Origin of the sequence: Woodsholea maritima DSM 17123 (genome assembly GCF_000382325.1) — a bacterium.
Lineage (GTDB): Bacteria > Pseudomonadota > Alphaproteobacteria > Caulobacterales > Maricaulaceae > Woodsholea > Woodsholea maritima.
Window position 1 is genome coordinate 639,239 of sequence record NZ_KB908056.1, and the last position, 16,412, is coordinate 655,650.

General features: G+C 53.2%; 14 protein-coding genes. 3 read left to right on the forward strand and 11 right to left on the reverse strand.

The features are described 5' to 3' along the window. Window positions 1–19: 19 nt before the first annotated feature. From H151_RS0103010 to H151_RS16805, 7 genes are all read right to left on the reverse strand, one after another. Entirely contained in the window at window positions 20–2,362 is a 2,343-nt protein-coding gene (locus H151_RS0103010) for a methyl-accepting chemotaxis protein (RefSeq protein WP_233354488.1), read from the reverse strand. Window positions 2,363–2,619: 257 nt separating this feature from the next. Then, window positions 2,620–3,156 (reverse strand): chemotaxis protein CheW, encoded by a 537-nt coding sequence (locus tag H151_RS0103015; protein WP_019960150.1) that lies wholly within the window; start codon window positions 3,154–3,156, stop codon window positions 2,620–2,622. Then, window positions 3,153–5,228 carry a chemotaxis protein CheA gene (locus H151_RS0103020; protein ID WP_019960151.1) on the reverse strand — a complete coding sequence of 692 codons (2,076 nt, stop codon included), beginning with the start codon at window positions 5,226–5,228 and terminating at the stop codon, window positions 3,153–3,155. The genes H151_RS0103015 and H151_RS0103020 overlap by 4 nt, the downstream gene beginning before the upstream one ends. 11 nt (window positions 5,229–5,239) lie before the next feature. Further along, complete coding sequence (locus H151_RS0103025; protein ID WP_019960152.1) at window positions 5,240–5,605, reverse strand: response regulator; 366 nt, start codon at window positions 5,603–5,605, stop codon at window positions 5,240–5,242. Window position 5,606: 1 nt separating this feature from the next. After that, window positions 5,607–5,903 carry an STAS domain-containing protein gene (locus H151_RS0103030; RefSeq protein WP_019960153.1) on the reverse strand — a complete coding sequence of 99 codons (297 nt, stop codon included), beginning with the start codon at window positions 5,901–5,903 and terminating at the stop codon, window positions 5,607–5,609. Beyond that, a complete protein-coding gene (locus H151_RS0103035; protein ID WP_019960154.1) occupies window positions 5,900–6,241 on the reverse strand; it encodes an Hpt domain-containing protein in 342 nt (113 codons plus the stop codon). The genes H151_RS0103030 and H151_RS0103035 overlap by 4 nt, the downstream gene beginning before the upstream one ends. Before the next feature lie 512 nt (window positions 6,242–6,753). Next, window positions 6,754–7,362, reverse strand: a complete 609-nt coding sequence (locus H151_RS16805; protein ID WP_019960155.1) for a TetR/AcrR family transcriptional regulator — start codon at window positions 7,360–7,362, stop codon at window positions 6,754–6,756. Between the two features lie 494 nt (window positions 7,363–7,856). Here H151_RS16805 and H151_RS15315 point away from each other — a divergent pair, with 494 nt between their 5' ends. The 3 genes from H151_RS15315 to H151_RS0103055 all read left to right on the forward strand — a co-directional run bounded on the left by H151_RS15315 (window position 7,857) and on the right by H151_RS0103055 (window position 11,666). After that, the gene (locus H151_RS15315; RefSeq protein WP_019960156.1) at window positions 7,857–8,618 is read left to right on the forward strand and encodes a DeoR/GlpR family DNA-binding transcription regulator; all 762 of its coding nucleotides are present in this window, start codon (window positions 7,857–7,859) and stop codon (window positions 8,616–8,618) included. Between the two features lie 161 nt (window positions 8,619–8,779). Continuing rightward, window positions 8,780–11,215: a PAS domain S-box protein gene (locus H151_RS16810; protein WP_083918388.1), complete on the forward strand. Its 2,436-nt coding sequence runs from the start codon at window positions 8,780–8,782 to the stop codon at window positions 11,213–11,215. Next, complete coding sequence (locus H151_RS0103055) at window positions 11,202–11,666, forward strand: response regulator (protein ID WP_019960158.1); 465 nt, start codon at window positions 11,202–11,204, stop codon at window positions 11,664–11,666. The genes H151_RS16810 and H151_RS0103055 overlap by 14 nt, the downstream gene beginning before the upstream one ends. Before the next feature lie 3 nt (window positions 11,667–11,669). Here the strand turns inward: H151_RS0103055 and eda are convergent, their stop codons facing one another. Genes eda through zwf form a run of 4 tightly spaced genes read right to left on the reverse strand, consistent with a single transcriptional unit; the run spans window position 11,670 to window position 16,337 of the window. Then, window positions 11,670–12,305, reverse strand: coding sequence for a bifunctional 4-hydroxy-2-oxoglutarate aldolase/2-dehydro-3-deoxy-phosphogluconate aldolase (gene eda / locus H151_RS0103060; protein WP_040758312.1), 636 nt, complete (start codon window positions 12,303–12,305; stop codon window positions 11,670–11,672). Next, window positions 12,302–14,146, reverse strand: coding sequence for a phosphogluconate dehydratase (gene edd / locus H151_RS0103065; protein ID WP_019960160.1), 1,845 nt, complete (start codon window positions 14,144–14,146; stop codon window positions 12,302–12,304). Before edd ends, eda begins: the two co-directional genes overlap by 4 nt. Before the next feature lie 27 nt (window positions 14,147–14,173). Beyond that, the gene (gene pgl, locus H151_RS0103070; RefSeq protein ID WP_019960161.1) at window positions 14,174–14,899 is read right to left on the reverse strand and encodes a 6-phosphogluconolactonase; all 726 of its coding nucleotides are present in this window, start codon (window positions 14,897–14,899) and stop codon (window positions 14,174–14,176) included. Next, window positions 14,880–16,337, reverse strand: coding sequence for a glucose-6-phosphate dehydrogenase (gene zwf / locus H151_RS0103075; RefSeq protein ID WP_019960162.1), 1,458 nt, complete (start codon window positions 16,335–16,337; stop codon window positions 14,880–14,882). The genes pgl and zwf overlap by 20 nt, the downstream gene beginning before the upstream one ends. Between the last annotated feature and the right edge of the window lie 75 nt (window positions 16,338–16,412).

Genomic DNA, 16,412 nt, shown 5'->3' on the forward strand with positions numbered 1-16,412 from the left:
TGATTGACCGAAGTTATCTTTAGAATTCGCTCCAATCATCGTCATCAAGGACACTTTCAGCGAGCGCGGTCTGTAATCCACGCGCTCCACTGGTCTTCTTCATCGCGCGAGCGGGCGACGCCGCAGAGGTTTCTTGTGCCGCAAAACGGTGCGAGCCGCTGGCTAAGCCGGCAACTTTAAACCCACTCAAGCATTGATTCATTCGAGTAACTTGAGAATTCATAGTTTTAGCGGCGGCCGCATTCTCCTCAACCAAGGCGGAGTTTTGCTGGGTCATTTCATCCATCTGGGTAACCGCACTATTGATTTCCTGTGCGCTCGAAGCTTGCTCGCGGCTCGCGGCCGAGATTTCAGCGACGATGTCAGCGACCCGACGTACCGATTCAACAATTTCTTTTAGAGATTCACCCGTCTTGTTGACCAGATCGACCCCACCCTTAACTTGACCGGTAGAATCGACAATCAAATCCTTGATATCTTTTGCCGCCTGGGCAGAGCGCTGTGCCAAGGAACGCACTTCAGACGCCACCACAGCAAAGCCCCGTCCCGCATCACCGGCACGCGCGGCCTCTACCGCTGCATTCAAGGCCAATAAATTCGTCTGGAAAGCGATCTCATCAATCACCCCAATAATGTCAGAAATGGATCGTGAAGACGCTTCAATTTTGCCCATCGCAAGCACCGCGTTTTCAACGACGCTGCCCCCGCGGGTTGCTGCATCACGCGCAGCAACGGCAAACTGGCTCGCCTGTTCGGCATTATCCGCATTCTGATTAATCGTTGAGGTCATCTCTTGCATGGATGACGCCGTTTCTTCCAGGTTCGCAGCTTGTTGTTCCGTGCGTTGTGAAAGATCATTGGCTCCTGTGGAAATTTCTTCGGCCGCACTCGCCACCTCTGTCGCCGACACTGTGATTTCTTTTACAGTATCAGATAAGCTATCAACCGAAGCGTTATAGTTATCCTTCAAGGACCCATAAACACCCTTGTAATTATCAGTAATACGTTGAGTTAAGTCACCTTTGGCCAAGGCCTCCAGCATATCACCAAATCGATTGAATACACTGCTTACGGTATCGCTTAGATCGTTAATTGAAGCCGCCAGAGCGAGATGAAATCCTACTTTCCCTTCTGTAGAAATTTTATGCGAGTAATCACCCTCACTTACGGCTTGAACGACAGATTGAATTTCAACTTCAATCGCTTTTTCTTTCGTCTCATCTCGCCATTCAACAACTGTTCCCAACCGCTTGCCATTATCGTCAAGCACTGGGTTCGCTATTAAGTGGAAATGACGTACCCCAACCTTAATATCGGCTTCGTAGGTGGATCTGAGATTCTCAATCAATCCGCGCTGATGGGCCGGATTTTTATGGAAGATATCCATGGTTTGACCAATCAGATTATTCGCATCAAAGCGGGACAAGGCCTTGCGTAAATCCGCTTCAGCCTCTCGCATCATCTCCATCTGACCTTGGTTCATATAAACAATGCGCGCATCATCATCGGCAACCATGACATTGGTTGAGGTATTGTCCAAAGCCGAACGAATGCGAGAATTTTCCGCTGCCACTTGGGCTTGCTTACGTTCTTGTTGGCGCAACTTGGTGACGTCTGCCCATTCGACCACAGTGCCTAAACGGTTATTGTCATGGTCAAAAATTGGACTTGCGATCAAGTCAAATTCACGTCCACCCACCTGCAATGACGTGCGGTATGGCTCTTTCAGACGATCTAATAATTGGCGCTGATGGGCCGGATTTTTATGGAATACATCGATATTGGCCCCGATCAATTTATTAGCATCAAAGGACCTCAACTCCGTACGCAGATCCGCTTCGGCATCGCGCATCATCTGGCCCATGGCGGGGTTCATATGAACGATGTCATAATTATGATCCGCCAGCATGACACTTGTCGTCGCCGCATCTAAGGCAGAACGAATACGTACATTCTCGGCTACCTCTTGTGCTTGCTTGCGCTCACTTAAACGTTGCTTGGTAATATCCGCCCATTCAACAACAGTACCCAGACGGGTATTGCTGTCATCAAAAATTGGGCTAGCAATCAGTTTAAACTCACGTACACCAATTTTTAGCTCCGTGTAGTAAGGCTTGGTTAAGCGATCGAGCATAGCGCGTTGATGGGCAGGATTTTTATGGAATTGGTCGATATTCGTACCAATCAACTGGCGACTATCAAAATTATGCAGTTCTGAACGAAGATCATCTTCGGCCGCACGCATCATCTCTTTCATCGTGGCATTCATATAGGTGATGTTGTACTGGGCATCCGCAATCATCACATTCGTCGTTGCGCAATCGAGCGCTGAGTTTAAACGCGCCTGGCGTTCATCATTCACTGGCGACACCGGCGCGGCAGTCTTCGGCTCAGAACTCAGCCCATAACCCCAGGCCGCATAGGCCCCGGCTGCCGGGACAGCAATCAGCAAGGCTCCCAACCAGCCATAGGTTTGCGCGAGAAACCCCGCCACGATGATAATCGCCAAACTGGCCAAGAAAGTTGCTGCCGTCAGAACTAGCCGCTTGGTGTGGAGTTCAGACGCGTTCACTGGGGCAGTGGATGTAGAATACATAGTCATGACAAACACCTAAGGGCTTAATGTTCCTGGGATGAGCTTTGCGATGCGTGCTCGACCTGCGCGCTGACACGGGCAAGCAGATGATCAAGATCGAGCATGGCCACCATATGCTCGCCTTCCGTCAGAAGTCCGCTGAAGGCTTTATCGTCATCATGGCTGTGCGTGTCAGGCACAGCCTGTATCGCGGTATCCGCAACGGAAAGAATGTCGGACACCGCGTCAACCAACAGGCCAACCAGCCGATTCTTAACCGCTACGATTACAATCACATGACGTTGCGAGGCTTCTGTAAATCCACCACCAAGGCGCCGGCTGAGATCAATGATCGGCAGAACAGATCCGCGCAGATTGATCACACCACGCACATAATCAGGTTGGTTGGGAAGCCGTGTGGTCTCCGTCCAGCCCTTGATTTCGCGCACCGACATGATGTCGACCGCATAATGCTCCTTACCGGAGGCGAAACTGATATATTGCTGACGCCCGGCCTGATTGGGGCGCAAGCTATCGAGCGTTTCATCATCCACATCTTTGAGGACAGTTTGCATACTCATGCGCGCATCCCTTTTTGTTTAAGTGCGTTAGGGGCGTCCTGGCTGGGGGGATTAATTTCACTCAAGCCATCCACATCTAAAATCAAACGGACCCGGCCATCGCCCAGCACCGCCGTACCCGCGACCCCCGCAATAGCGCGGTAATTGACCTCCAGGCTTTTGATGACGACTTGTTGCTGACCTAAAACCCCATCCACAATGAGACCAATTTTGCGGCCCAGCTCGGTCTCGGTCACCACCACCATCTGGCGCAGCGGCTCGACATTATTTATGGTGTCCGTTCGTAGAGCTGTACCCACATCGATCAAACGAATGACTTCCCCGCGCAGCGACATCACCTGGCCGCTATCGGGCATATCGCGCAGGTCAGAGGCTTTAGGACAGACCGTTTCCACAATCGCAGAGAGTGGGATGACATAGGTCTCCGCGCGCGCCGAGACCAACATTCCGTCCAGCACCGCCAAGGTCAGCGGCAAGGCCATCGTAAAGATTGACCCTTGACCGGGTATGGAATCCACACCGATCCGCCCACCCAGCTTTTGAATATTGCGCCGGACCACATCCATGCCGACGCCGCGCCCGGACAGGTCAGACACCTGATCGGCGGTTGAAAACCCCGGCAAGAAGATGAGGTTTTCGATCTCTTCCTTGGACATGTCCGCGTCCTGAGACACGAGCCCCTTTTCCTTGGCCTTTTTAAGAACTTTTTCGGGGTTCAAACCGCGGCCATCATCGCCAACGCGGATCAAAATCCGCCCATTGCGCTGTTCGGCTGTCAGACGCACCACGCCTTCTTCAGGCTTGCCAGCGGCCTTACGCTCTTCAGGGGTTTCCAAGCCATGATCCAAACAATTGCGGATCATATGGGTTAAAGGATCGCTTAGCTCTTCAATGATGGTTTTATCGACTTCGGTCCCTTCGCCTTCGATTTCCAGACGCACACGCTTACCCAGCTTGGCTGCAATATCACGCACGACCCGGGGGAAACGAGAGAAGACCGCGCGCAAGGGCTGCATGCGGATCGCCATCACCCCCTCTTGAAGGGCACGGGTGCGTTGGGTGAGATCTTCTAAGCTCTGCAGCTGGCGCACATGGCGGATATCAACCAGCTCTTCCAGGCTTTGCAGCGCGACGGCCTGGGCAATGACCAGCTCACCCACCATGTCGACCAAGCGATCCACGCGAGACAGATCGACGCGAATGGAGCTGACTTTGTTTTGCCCCGCATTGGGATCTTCCAGGGCTTGAATGGCTTTCACCGGACTTGCCGCCTGCGGCGCAGGCGCACTCTTGGTCAAATCAGCGCCCTTTTCCTCGACCACATAGGGCGTGTCGGTCAGCTCATCAACATCATCATCAATGCATGTGATGGTAAGGTCGCACTCATCTTCAACAAACTCGAAGACCTCACGAATATCGCCTTCATTGCACACCGCCAGCAGATCCATATCCCAGGCGAGATAGGCCTCTTCCGGGTGGAAATCTTTAAACTCGGGAATGGCGCTGACATCCGCTTTGACCGTTAAGGCCCCCAGCCCGGCCAGAGCATCAATTAAAAGATAGGGCTCGTTCGCGCTTTCATAGAGCCCGCGATGGGGGCGGAAATGTAGGGTGAAGCGCTTTTCAGTGGTGTCACAATCGGCCTGCGGGATAATCAAATCCAATGGCATATCAGGCGTGTCGCTGGCGCGTTTCGCCATATCTTTGAGGTCTTCTAAGGCCTCATGCTCGACACCCTCAGCGGCCTCAACACCATTTTGTGCGGCGCTGACTAAGCTATGCAGCACATCACTGCAGCGCAGCAAAAAGTCAGGATCATCATCATCTAGAAGAATGCGCTCTGAGCGCACCAAATCCATAACCGTTTCAAATTCGTGGGAAAAGCGCACTAAGCGCTCAAATTTAAATGCTCCCGCACCGGCCTTGATCGAATGGACAGCACGAAACATCCGGTCCAGCACATCTGGGTCGTTTTGGCCCGGTAGAAGGCTCGATGTTGCCTCCTCGAGGTGCTCCAACAGCTCTGCACACTCTTCAAAGAAGGTCTGACGGAACTGCTCAAATTCATCCATAAAGCGCGCTCCTAACGACAGACCTTGTGAACCACATCCAGCAATTGGCTGGGTTCAAAGGGTTTAACGATCCAGCCCGTGGCTCCGGCTGCTTTACCGGCAGCCTTCTTGGTGGCATCAGCCTCCGTCGTAAGAACGAGAATGGGGGTTGTTCGAAATCTTGGGTCGCTACGAAGCTTGCCAACTAAAGTGATCCCGTCCATGCGCGGCATATTGATATCCGTGATGACCAGATCAAACAGTCCCGTGGCGCTCCGCGCTATTGCATCCACCCCGTCTTCAGCTTCAACGACCTCGAAGCCCCCGCGTTTGAGCGTGAAAGACACCATGTCGCGCATGGTCTTTGAATCATCGACTGCCAAAACCCGCCGCGTCATGTCATCCCTTCCATTCCTGCAAATACTGGCTCAACCCTAAACGCCCCATCGTGTCTGCCATCGCCGTGGATGGCTCCTCAACAACCAGCTCAACCCCTAGATTTTTTTGCGTCTTAGCGATGGCCAGCAACAGCTGCACCGCCGGCGTGTCCAGCCGCGTCACCTCACTGGCTTTCAGATGTAAATTTACCCCGCTGTGAATATACGTTTCGAGGTCATGAAACACGCTATCAGCGGCCAGGGCATCAAGGCGCGCCGGTAGGGTATATTCCTCATAGGGCAGAACCGATCCGCTCATGCAGCGTCCCTCAATGCGTCAAGCGCTTCATCTAAAGTTTCAGATAAATTCTCTTCATCATCAGGAGCTTGCCCGCTGGATAAGGCTCTCTCGAACTGACCCGCTAGCTGACCTAACCGCATCAAACCAATATTCATCGCGGCCCCCTTCAAGGCATGCGCAATTTCACACGCAGACGAATCATCACCCTCAATGCGCAACTTTTGATAGGTGCGCACTAAATGGTGCAGCTCGACGGCAAACTCCTCCTGACACGCTGAGAAGCCCTGATCGCCGAGCGTGTTTTTCAATATATTCAACATGCTAGTGTCGATCGTTGTCATGGCTTTCCAAGTCATAAACTCTACCCCAACGCGTGCACCGTCGATATTCGCAAGTCATTCAGTGTTTACATTCACCATATAAATTTTACGGATTTCTCTAATGAAGCCCTAACGACAGCATTTAAATTTCGCGCGAAGGGGAAAGATTTGGGCGCTAAATCTCCCAAAGAGCGAATAATTAGAAGACTTAGCCTCGGTTCAAAACTGTCTAGTGACCAAAAAAAACGGCACCCCTGGTGGGATGCCGTATCATGAGTTTCTGATCGGTCGTGAGATTAGAACCCGTCTTGGAGGGACGATTAAATCTCCATCCCATTCAGCCTAATATAATGTACGTGGCCCATGGCTTTGCGCTCAAACAAAGCGAACACGCGAACAAGCCTTCACCCCGTCGATGAAGATGATCTTGTAAACGACCAATGATTTTTCAGCCATCACTTACACAAAGCGCACGATCATCCTCAGCGCCCCGCGCATATGATTAACCCGCCATCCACCCAAATTTAAGTTTCAACCGAGGATGCGCCCTAGGCCGCCAAGCGCGCGGGTAAAAACAAAGTTTCAATCGCACCACGGAAGGCTTCAACCGCTTTTGCGGGAGACAGTGCGCCCAACGCCCCTTCACGCCCCGTCATCCCCCGGATCAAACTTTGCACGGTGAAAACAATCACCTCGCTATCAAGCTCATCGGAGAGCACACCTGCGCTTTGAGAGCGCTCTACAGCGCCTATCAAAGCTTCACGCAAGGCCCCGCGCGCCTCGTCAAACACCGCAGCGACATCAGGATTACGCCCGGCTTCGGCCGCGAACTCCAAGGTCAACCGGCCATAATCAGAGCCATAAATGATCTCAACCAGGGGCGCCGCAAAATCATTGAGTGTTTCAGCGACGTTATGGCTCGCGCTGAGCGCTTCAATAAACCCAGCTAATTCTTGCCGGTCCTGTTCAGCCAACCCCAAAATGATATCGCTTTTGCTGCGAAAATAGCGGTAAAGCCCCCCAGGGCTTAACTGCGCCGCCGCGCAAATATCGTGCACACTCGTCTGGTGAACACCTTTTTCTACAAAACACCGCGCAGCAGCTTCTAAAACTTCTTCCCGGCGGCGAGCATGTAATGCTTCATCTTTTTTACGCACAATCTTATGTCCTACCCAGATGCTCTTGTCTGTCCCAAGCTTTGAGCCAAGAGCATTTCCCATGGACCGTGATGTCGCGCACAAATTTGGCATGACTGAGGCGAATGCCCACTTTTAAAATTCAAATGCAGCGCGAAATTTATAATTCAATAAATTGCGAATAGCCTTCAAATTAATGAACTAAAAAATATTATTGAATAAGATGATACAAGAAATTTTCTTTCCTTCTATTGCCTCAAACCATTTATTTTTCCATCACACTAAATGCGGCTGGAATTCAATCCTGAATTGATTTTCAGCCAATCACCAGGCTATGTCGGTCAAAATGCGGTCAAATAATGGCAAAATATTTCATAAATCTGCAGACCCGCCCCTGCCTGGTCCTTACCTCAGCCCTCTTGAAAGCCCAGGAGCCTGCATCCCATTTTTATCAAGACTTGAACCGCCCTAGCGTGGGCAGTAAAGGTATTTAAATTTCCAAGCAGAGATTGAATATGAGCCACCCCATTCGCCAATCAGCCATTTTAACTCATCTTGAAGAAAAGCGCGCCGCCAGCATCGCTGAACTGGCGGAGCAATTCAACGTCTCTGAAGAGACCATTCGCCGCGATGTGCGCCAATTAGAAGCTGAGGGTCATGTGCAAAAGCACCATGGCGGGGTGCGCTTACCCGACAATATATTCGAAGCCCCTTATCAATTGCGCATGGGTGAAGAGGGCAGCGCCAAACGCGCGATTGGCGCAGCCGCCGCAGATTTGGTTGAGGATGGCATGACGGTGCTCATCGATAGCGGCACGACGTCGTGCTGGGTCGCCAAGCACTTGACACGTCAACGCAATCTATCAATCGTAACGAACGCGATCGAGGTCGCACGCGAAGTCAGCGGGCGCAACAATAATCGGGTTTACTTGGCGGGCGGAGAAATCAGCACCGATTATCGCTCTGCCTTTGGCCCCAGTGCCATTGATTACGCGCGTCAGTTCAGGCCGGATCTCGCCTTCTTCTCAATCGGCGCGCTAGACCCAGATCGGGGGCTGTTAGACTTTCACATGCCTGAGGCGGAGTTTAAACGCGCCGTCATGCCCATGGCCCAAAAAAGTGTTATCGTCGCGGACCATACAAAGTTTAACCGCAAGGGCCTGATTATCACCGCCCCATTTGAGGTTGGCGATATCTATGTCTTTGATTCGCAGCCCGATGCAGCCTTACAGGGGCAATTAAGGGACAAACACGTCATTATCGCCAGCCCGCTCTAAAACTCTTGCCATGTGGAAGAGTGTAAATCACGCATGCATTTAATACATTTATCCTAAAGCCTTCGAGAAACCACACACAAGCCGTACCCCTTCTTTATTTTTATCTTGCATCCTAAAGCCTTATTACACTGAAATAGATTCAGCGAAATGAGCCCGGCGCGATGGATAGGGTGCGAGCGCGTATGCCAGACGTTTTGAAGTCCCTTAACGCCTCGATTCAATTGCATGTCGCCTTGGCACTTGCTGTCTTCGCGCTTGGCTTGACCTTGACCGGATTAATCGTTCATCAAAATGAGAAGCGCACAGAAGAAGCGGTCATCTTGGCCACGCAAACCCAAGGCCGTTCCATTGCCAATTTGGTGCAATTTCAAGTCGCCCAAGATGTGCAATCCGTAGACCGGGTTGCCCAGCGGTGGGCCAGTCGCCAAGGCGGCACCCCAGAATTTGAATGGCGCGCCGATGCGCAAGTTTATGCCCGAAACAAGTCCTGGATGAGAGCGCTAGAATGGGTAGATGAAGACAATATCATTCGCTGGGCGGAGCCTGCTGCCGAAAATGAGATGGTCATTGAGCTTGATCTGGACGGAGACCCCTTACGATCAGAAGCGCTGACGCGCGCGCGCACCTTCAATATTCCAACGCCCTCACATATTGGGGATTTATTGCAAGGCGGGCGAGGGTTTTTAATCATCGCTCCCATATCTCGCGACGATCATATTCAAGGCTTTATCGTTGGGGTCATTGATCTGACCATCTTGATGGAAAACATCCTTTCAAAAGAGGCTAAAGAAGATTTTGTCTATACCTTAGGCGAATCCGAAACATCCCTGGTTACACTCGAACATAAGCCAGCCCATAAGGGTTATTTGCCTGCCATCCACATCGTACGCGTCGCAGGTATGAATTGGCAGCTAACGACCCAACCTAGTCGCGATTTCGTTACCGACAAAACCCAAGCCCGCCAGATTATTATTTGGGCAATCGGCCTGGTTCTTACCTTTGCCTTTATCGGGCTGATTTTAAGCCTTAATCTGCTCCAGCGCCAATCGCGAAGACTAGCCCAAACCATCAGCTCCCTTGCGCGCAGTGAAGAGCGGTATGACTTAGCCGTACGCGGTATGTCGGTGGGACTTTGGGATTGGCGCATTATCAAAAATACGCTTGAGCTATCCGCGCGCGGCAAGCAGATTTTAGGCTTGGATCCCGACTTTAATTTTGAGGAAGCTGACGCCTTTTTTCAACGGATCCACCCGCATGAACGCGCCCATTGCGATAGCGTTATCCAAGCGCATTTCACCGCCGACACACCTTTCGATATTGACCTAAGGTTCAGACATCAAGACGGCTATTATGTTTGGTGCCGAATGACCGGCATGGCCAGATGCGATGATCAAGGCATGCCCGTACGCCTCGTCGGCTCACTTCTCGATGTCAGTACAGAAGTGGAGGCCTTAAACGCGGTAAGGCGCAGCGAGGAACGTTTTCGCGCTGTCACTGAAACATCGATGGATGCTCTTATCGTGATTGACAGCCAAGGCCTCATCAGTGATGTCAACCCCGCCACTAAAACCCTTTTTGGCTATGACCCCCACGAAGTCCTTGGCCAGAATGTCAAAATGCTGACCCCTGAAGGTATTCGCGAACATCATGACGATTATATCACGAACTACCTTAATACCGGCAAAGCCAAAGTGATCGGTATTGGGCGTGAGACTCGCGCCCAACATAAATCGGGTAGCACATTCCCCATTGATCTAACGATTTCTGAAATCTTTACCCATGGCGAGCGCTTCTTTGTCGGTACAGTCCGCGATCTGACCGAGCGAAAGAATGCGGAAAAAGAGCGAGAAACCTTTATTGCTCAGCTTGAAAATACCATCACGGAGCTAGAGCGTTTTACCTATGCCGCGTCCCATGATCTGCGCGAACCCTTACGCATGATCAGCAATTTCGCACAAATCCTATATTCACAATATAAAGAGAGCTTCGACCCAGACGCTTTGAAATATCTCAAGATTTGTGTCGATTCCTCGCATCGCATGCAGGCCTTGCTCGATGATCTGATCGTCTTTTCTCGCCTGGATGATAATTCCGGATCATTCGTAGATTTAGATCCCAAGGCGGCGCTCCAAACGGTGCTTGAAAATCTATCAGACCCGATTGCGGAGAAGAATGCCTGCCTGGATATTCAAAATTTACCCGAAACTTTAGCGACCAATCCCGTTCGCTTTATACGCTTATTCCAAAATTTAATTTCAAATGCTATTAAGTATTCTAAGGACGCTGAACCGCCTCAAATTGCGATTTGGGCCGAGCCAGAAGAGAACGGTTTCCTCTTCCACGTCCGCGATAACGGAATAGGGATGAAGCAAGAGTATTGTGAGCAAATATTTCAACCTTTTAAACGCCTTCATAAGTTATCACGCTATCCCGGCACCGGAATGGGATTGGCGATCTGTCGCAAGATCATCACCAATCTGGGTGGTAAGATCTGGGTGACAAGCGAAGAAGATGAAGGCAGTCATTTTTACATTTACTGGCCACAACCCAACCCTGTAGACTTACCCAAAAAGGAAGAAGGCGATGCTCCTGGATAAGATGCAACCGATCGATATCTTATTGGTTGAAGATAATGACAATGACGTTCTTCTAACCAAGCTTGCCTTTGAAAACAGCAAGCTGGCCAACCGGATTTTTATTGCGGAAGATGGGGAGGAAGCGCTCGATTTCCTCTTCAAGCGCGGTAAGCATGTCGATGCCCCGCGCCCGGATATCGTTCTTTTGGATCTCAACCTGCCAAAAATCGACGGCAAGCAGGTCTTAGATATAGTCAAATCTGATGAAGATTTACGTACCATTCCGGTTGTGGTTCTAACCAGTTCTGAAGCGGAACGCGACATCTTGGAGAGTTATAAGCTGCACGCCAACAGCTATATGACCAAGCCGGTTGATGTTCAAAAATTCGTGGAAGTGGCCGGGGCCATCGAGGATTTTTGGTTCACCGTAGTGGTGCTGCCCCCCGAAGGCCCCGAACTGGATGACGCCTAAGCCTTAGCGCGGTTTCAAGCTTTGTGCCCGTTTGGCATTTTCCGTAATCTGGCTCCACTCCCCAGCCTCTATCGCCTTCGCCGGGGTGATCCAGGATCCACCGACACAGGCCACATTGGGTAGGGCCAGATAACTCGGTGCCAGGTCTTCGCTGATCGAACCGGTAGGACAAAAGCGAATATCGGGAAGCGGGCCCGCAATGGATTTCAGCCAGGGCGCACCGCCGGATTGTTCAGCTGGGAAGAATTTCAGCGCCTCAAAGCCCATGGCCTTGGCGCTCATCGCTTCACTGGCGGTGGAAACACCGGGTAAGCCCGCGACATCACACTCCAGCATAGCCTTCGCCAGCGCTGGCGTTAGACCGGGTGAGACCAGAAAGTCTGCCCCCGCATCGACACTGGCCTTGACATCATCTGGGTTACGCAGCGTACCCATGCCCACATAAAGCTCCGGCACGGCGCGCTTCATCTCAGCCATCGCCTCAAGCGCGCAATCGGTGCGCAAGGTCATTTCGATGACGCGTAGCCCACCGGCCGCCAAGGCTTCAGCCAGGGGCGCAGCTTTAGCCACATCATGAAGGGTAAGAACGGGAATGACGCTCGCCGCGTCTAACACCGCATGTACTTTAGCTTGGCTCATCCTTCGCCCTCCCCGGCGAGATTTGGAATGGCAACCGCGCCCGCCTCAGCCTCACTGACCAGCGCGCGGAAACCAGAAAACAGCTCACGCCCCATGCCCGAATGTGACGCGGTGAGATCATGCTGGGCCAGATCACGCGCGGCCCACTCATCCGCCTCCACCTTGGCCTGTAAAATCCCGGCATCGCTGTCCAGGCGAATAATGTCACCATCGCGAACCTTGGCAATCGGGCCTTGGGCTTCGGCTTCGGGGCAGACATGAATGGCCGCCGGAACTTTGCCCGAAGCCCCGGACATACGTCCATCGGTGACCAGCGCAACTTTAAAACCACGATCTTGTAAAACACCCAAGGGCGGGGTCAGCTTATGCAGCTCTGGCATGCCAATGGCTTTTGGCCCTTGAAAACGCACCACGGCAATGAAGTCCTTATCCAGCGCCCCAGCCTTAAAGGCCTCAATCAGCGCATTTTGCGAGTGGAACACGATCGCCGGGGCCTCCACCACGCGGTGTTCGGGCTTTACAGCCGAAACCTTGATGACGCCGCGGCCCAGATTACCGCTGACCACGCGTAGGCCGCCATCTTTGGAAAGGGGATTAGAGGCCGGGCGCACAATATCCAGATCGCCGCTTTCTTCTGGCGGTTCACGCCAGACGATATCCTTACCCTCTAGACCAGGTTCTTTAGCAAAACCCGCCAGATCATCCGCCCCCAGGGTCAACACATCGCCGTGCAGCAATCCTGCGCCCAATAACTCGCGGATCAAGAAGGCTAGCCCCCCCGCCGCATGGAAATGGTTCACATCGGCCGGGCCATTGGGATAGACCTTGCACAATAAGGGCGTGACATCGGCCAGATCGGCAAAATCCTGCCAATCAATGATAATCCCCGCCGCGCGCGCAATCGCCGGTATGTGGAGCGTATGATTGGTCGAGCCCCCGGTCGCGTGCAGGCCGATAATGGCGTTGACGATCGCGCGCTCATCAATGGCTTCACCGATAGGGCGAAAGCCGCCCTTTTGCTTGGTGATGGCCGCCGCACGGTGCGCGGTTGCGCGGATCAAGGCTTCACGCAAGGGCGTGCCTGGATTTTCAAAGGCCGAGCCTGGCACATGCAGCCCCATAATCTCCATCAGCATCTGATTGGAATTGGCCGTGCCATAGAAAGTACACGTGCCGGGGGAATGATAGCTCGCGCTTTCGGCGACCAGTAATTGATCACGCCCCACCTTACCCTCGGCATAAAGCTGACGGATACGCGCCTTTTCCGGATTGGGAATACCCGAGCGCATGGGACCGGCGGGCAGGAAGAGGATCGGTAAATGACCAAAGCTGAGCGCGCCCATCACCAGACCCGGCACGATCTTATCGCAAACCCCTAAGCAGATGACGCCATCAAAGGTATCATGAGAGAGCGCAACCGCAGTGGCCATAGCGATGACATCACGGCTGAACAGCGACAGCTCCATCCCATCGCGCCCCTGGGTCACCCCATCGCACATGGCAGGCACACCGCCGGCAACCTGGCCCACCGCGCCCACTTCGCGCAGATAGGTTTTGATCTTGTCAGGATAAGTCCCCAGCGGCTGATGCGCGCTGAGCATGTCATTATAGGCCGTTACGATACCAATATTGGGCCAGGTCTTTTCCAGCTGGACCTGTTTGTCCGCGGCGTCACTGGCGGCAAAGGCGTGGGCGATATTCCCGCAATCCAGCGAAGCCCGCGCCGGACCCTCTTCTCCAGCGGCACGGATTCGCGCCAGATAGGCCGCGCGCGTCTTGGCGCTGCGCTGGCGAATGCGATCGGTCACCTTGGCGATGACAGAATTGAGCGGCATAGACATAGTCGTCGTCCTTTATTGATCGATCAGTTAGGGAGCCCAATGGGTGTGAAGATCAAAGTCCGGATCGCGCAGCAGTGCGCGCACCGGCATTTCGGCAATCTCGCCCGGACCACAGGCAATCTCGAAGGCTTCGCGCTTGGCAGCGCCCTGCAGCATCAACAAGGTGAGCCCACATTGATCGAGCGCACGCCGGGTCAAGGTGATGCGTTCCACATGCTCGCCCGTAACCTCGCTTTTATGCGCGCTCACCGCGGCCAAACGCTTGGCCCCATAAAGCGCATTATCAAGGCCCACCGCATCGGGGAACCATGACGCGGTATGACCATCCGGGCCCATGCCCAGCACCGCCACATCCAAGGGCCAATGCAGCCCATCAAGGCGAGCCTCAACCTCGTCGAGCCCCTCATGAGGGCTCGGCGCATCGCTCTTTAAGGGGATGAAGTGCGCCTTGGCGGCCTTATCGCGCAACAAAGTCGCGGCGATGAAATCCGCGTTCGAGCCCGGCTCACCGCGATTGACCCAGCGCTCATCGACCAGCACGACCTTGACCCGCGACCAATTGAGATCGGTCTTTGAGAGCGCTTCATAAAGCGGTTTGGGCGAAGACCCGCCTGAGACGGCAAAGGCCGCCTCACCGCGCTGGGAAATCGCCTTATCCAAGGTCAGGGCCAGCGCCTCTGCCAGGTCTTTGACCATGGCCTGCGCGCTGTCATGACGGGTGAATTGATACATATTAATATCGGCTACCATCATACCACTCGCGTTCATCGCGTCCGATCAACAGATCCGACTGGGACGGGCCATCACTGCCCGCGGAGTATTCATAAAGCTCGGCATTATCCTGGGCCCAGGAATTGATGATGCCATCAACCCAGCTCCATGCTGCCTCAACCTCATCACGGCGCATGAACAGCGAGAGATTGCCGCGCACCACGGCCAGCAACAAACGCTCATAGGCATCGGGATAATTGGCCTCAAACGTGTCGGCATAGCTCAGATTGAGCGGCACATAACGCATGCGCATCCCGCCCGGGCCGGGATCTTTGGTCATCAACATCATCTTCACACCCTCATCCGGTTGCAAACGGATGACCAAGCGATTGGGATGGAGGCGCCCTGCCCCGACAATATCATGCGGAACGGGTTTGAACTGGATCACAATTTCAGACCGGCGCGAAGCCATGCGCTTACCGGTGCGCAAATAGAAGGGCACACCCGCCCAGCGCCAGTTATCGACATGAGCTTTGATAGCAACAAAGGTTTCGGTGTCGCTGGAGCGGCCCAGCTCCTCTTCATAACCCGAAACGGGCTCGCCCGCGCTGACCCCGGCACGATAATGGGCGCGCACGACATTATGGCGAATATCCCCGGCGGAGATTTTGCGTAAAGCGCGCAGCACTTTCAGCTTTTCATCGCGCACCGGATCGGAATCAAGGCTCGACGGCGGCTCCATCGCCACCAGACAAAGCAGCTGCAGCAAATGGTTCTGCACCATATCGCGCAGCGCCCCGGCCTTATCATAATAATCCGCGCGCTTACCAGCCCCCAAGGTTTCAGCCACCGTGATCTGAACATGGTCAATGCCGGTAGAATTCCAGATCGGCTCAAACATCCAATTGGCAAAGCGCAGGATCAATAAATTCTGGACGGTTTCTTTGCCCAGATAATGATCAATGCGGAAGATCGAGTTTTCCGGGAAAGCCTGGCAGACCGCCTTATTGATCGCCTTGGCACTTTCCAAGTCTTTGCCAATGGGTTTTTCCAGCACAATCCGGGCATTGGGCGTACATAGACCTTCGGCCTTTAAAACCTCACTGATCGGACCATAAAGCATGGGCGGCAAGGCGAGATAATAAAGCCGGATCTTGCTTTCATCATCAGACAGCTTGGATTTTAGATGTGTCCAATGCTCGCCGGTTTCGGTTGCGTTGACCGCAACATAGCTTAAATGCTGCGCAAAATCGGCCCAGCTTTTGCCCTTGGCTTCCTTGGCAATATGGGTGCGAGCCCGTTCGCGATACTCCTCATCACTCATCTCATCGCGCGAGGCGGCGATGATACGCGAGCGCTCCGGGATCTGACCATCGACCCAGCGATGGTAAAGCGCGGGCATCAATTTGCGCAGCGCCAGATCCCCCGTGGCCCCGAACACCACGATATCAAACGGTTCAACTGGTATCAGCTCAGACATGTCGTGTTTCCCTCATTCAGACATGGGACAAGGCGGGCGTCCATTGACGCCCGTCCCTCCCCCTGGCCTGTATTC

Bases quoted from the DNA above. Each gene is read 5' to 3' on its own strand.
- H151_RS0103015 (WP_019960150.1), bottom strand. From the start codon at position 3,156: ATGAGTATGCAAACTGTCCTCAAAGATGTGGATGATGAAACGCTCGAT.
- H151_RS0103020 (WP_019960151.1), bottom strand. From the start codon at position 5,228: ATGGATGAATTTGAGCAGTTCCGTCAGACCTTCTTTGAAGAGTGTGCA.
- H151_RS0103025 (WP_019960152.1), bottom strand. From the start codon at position 5,605: ATGACGCGGCGGGTTTTGGCAGTCGATGATTCAAAGACCATGCGCGAC.
- H151_RS0103030 (WP_019960153.1), bottom strand. From the start codon at position 5,903: ATGAGCGGATCGGTTCTGCCCTATGAGGAATATACCCTACCGGCGCGC.
- H151_RS0103035 (WP_019960154.1), bottom strand. From the start codon at position 6,241: ATGACTTGGAAAGCCATGACAACGATCGACACTAGCATGTTGAATATA.
- H151_RS15315 (WP_019960156.1), top strand. From the start codon at position 7,857: ATGAGCCACCCCATTCGCCAATCAGCCATTTTAACTCATCTTGAAGAA.
- H151_RS16810 (WP_083918388.1), top strand. From the start codon at position 8,780: ATGGATAGGGTGCGAGCGCGTATGCCAGACGTTTTGAAGTCCCTTAAC.
- H151_RS0103055 (WP_019960158.1), top strand. From the start codon at position 11,202: ATGCTCCTGGATAAGATGCAACCGATCGATATCTTATTGGTTGAAGAT.
- eda (WP_040758312.1), bottom strand. From the start codon at position 12,305: ATGAGCCAAGCTAAAGTACATGCGGTGTTAGACGCGGCGAGCGTCATT.
- edd (WP_019960160.1), bottom strand. From the start codon at position 14,146: ATGTCTATGCCGCTCAATTCTGTCATCGCCAAGGTGACCGATCGCATT.
- pgl (WP_019960161.1), bottom strand. From the start codon at position 14,899: ATGATGGTAGCCGATATTAATATGTATCAATTCACCCGTCATGACAGC.
- zwf (WP_019960162.1), bottom strand. From the start codon at position 16,337: ATGTCTGAGCTGATACCAGTTGAACCGTTTGATATCGTGGTGTTCGGG.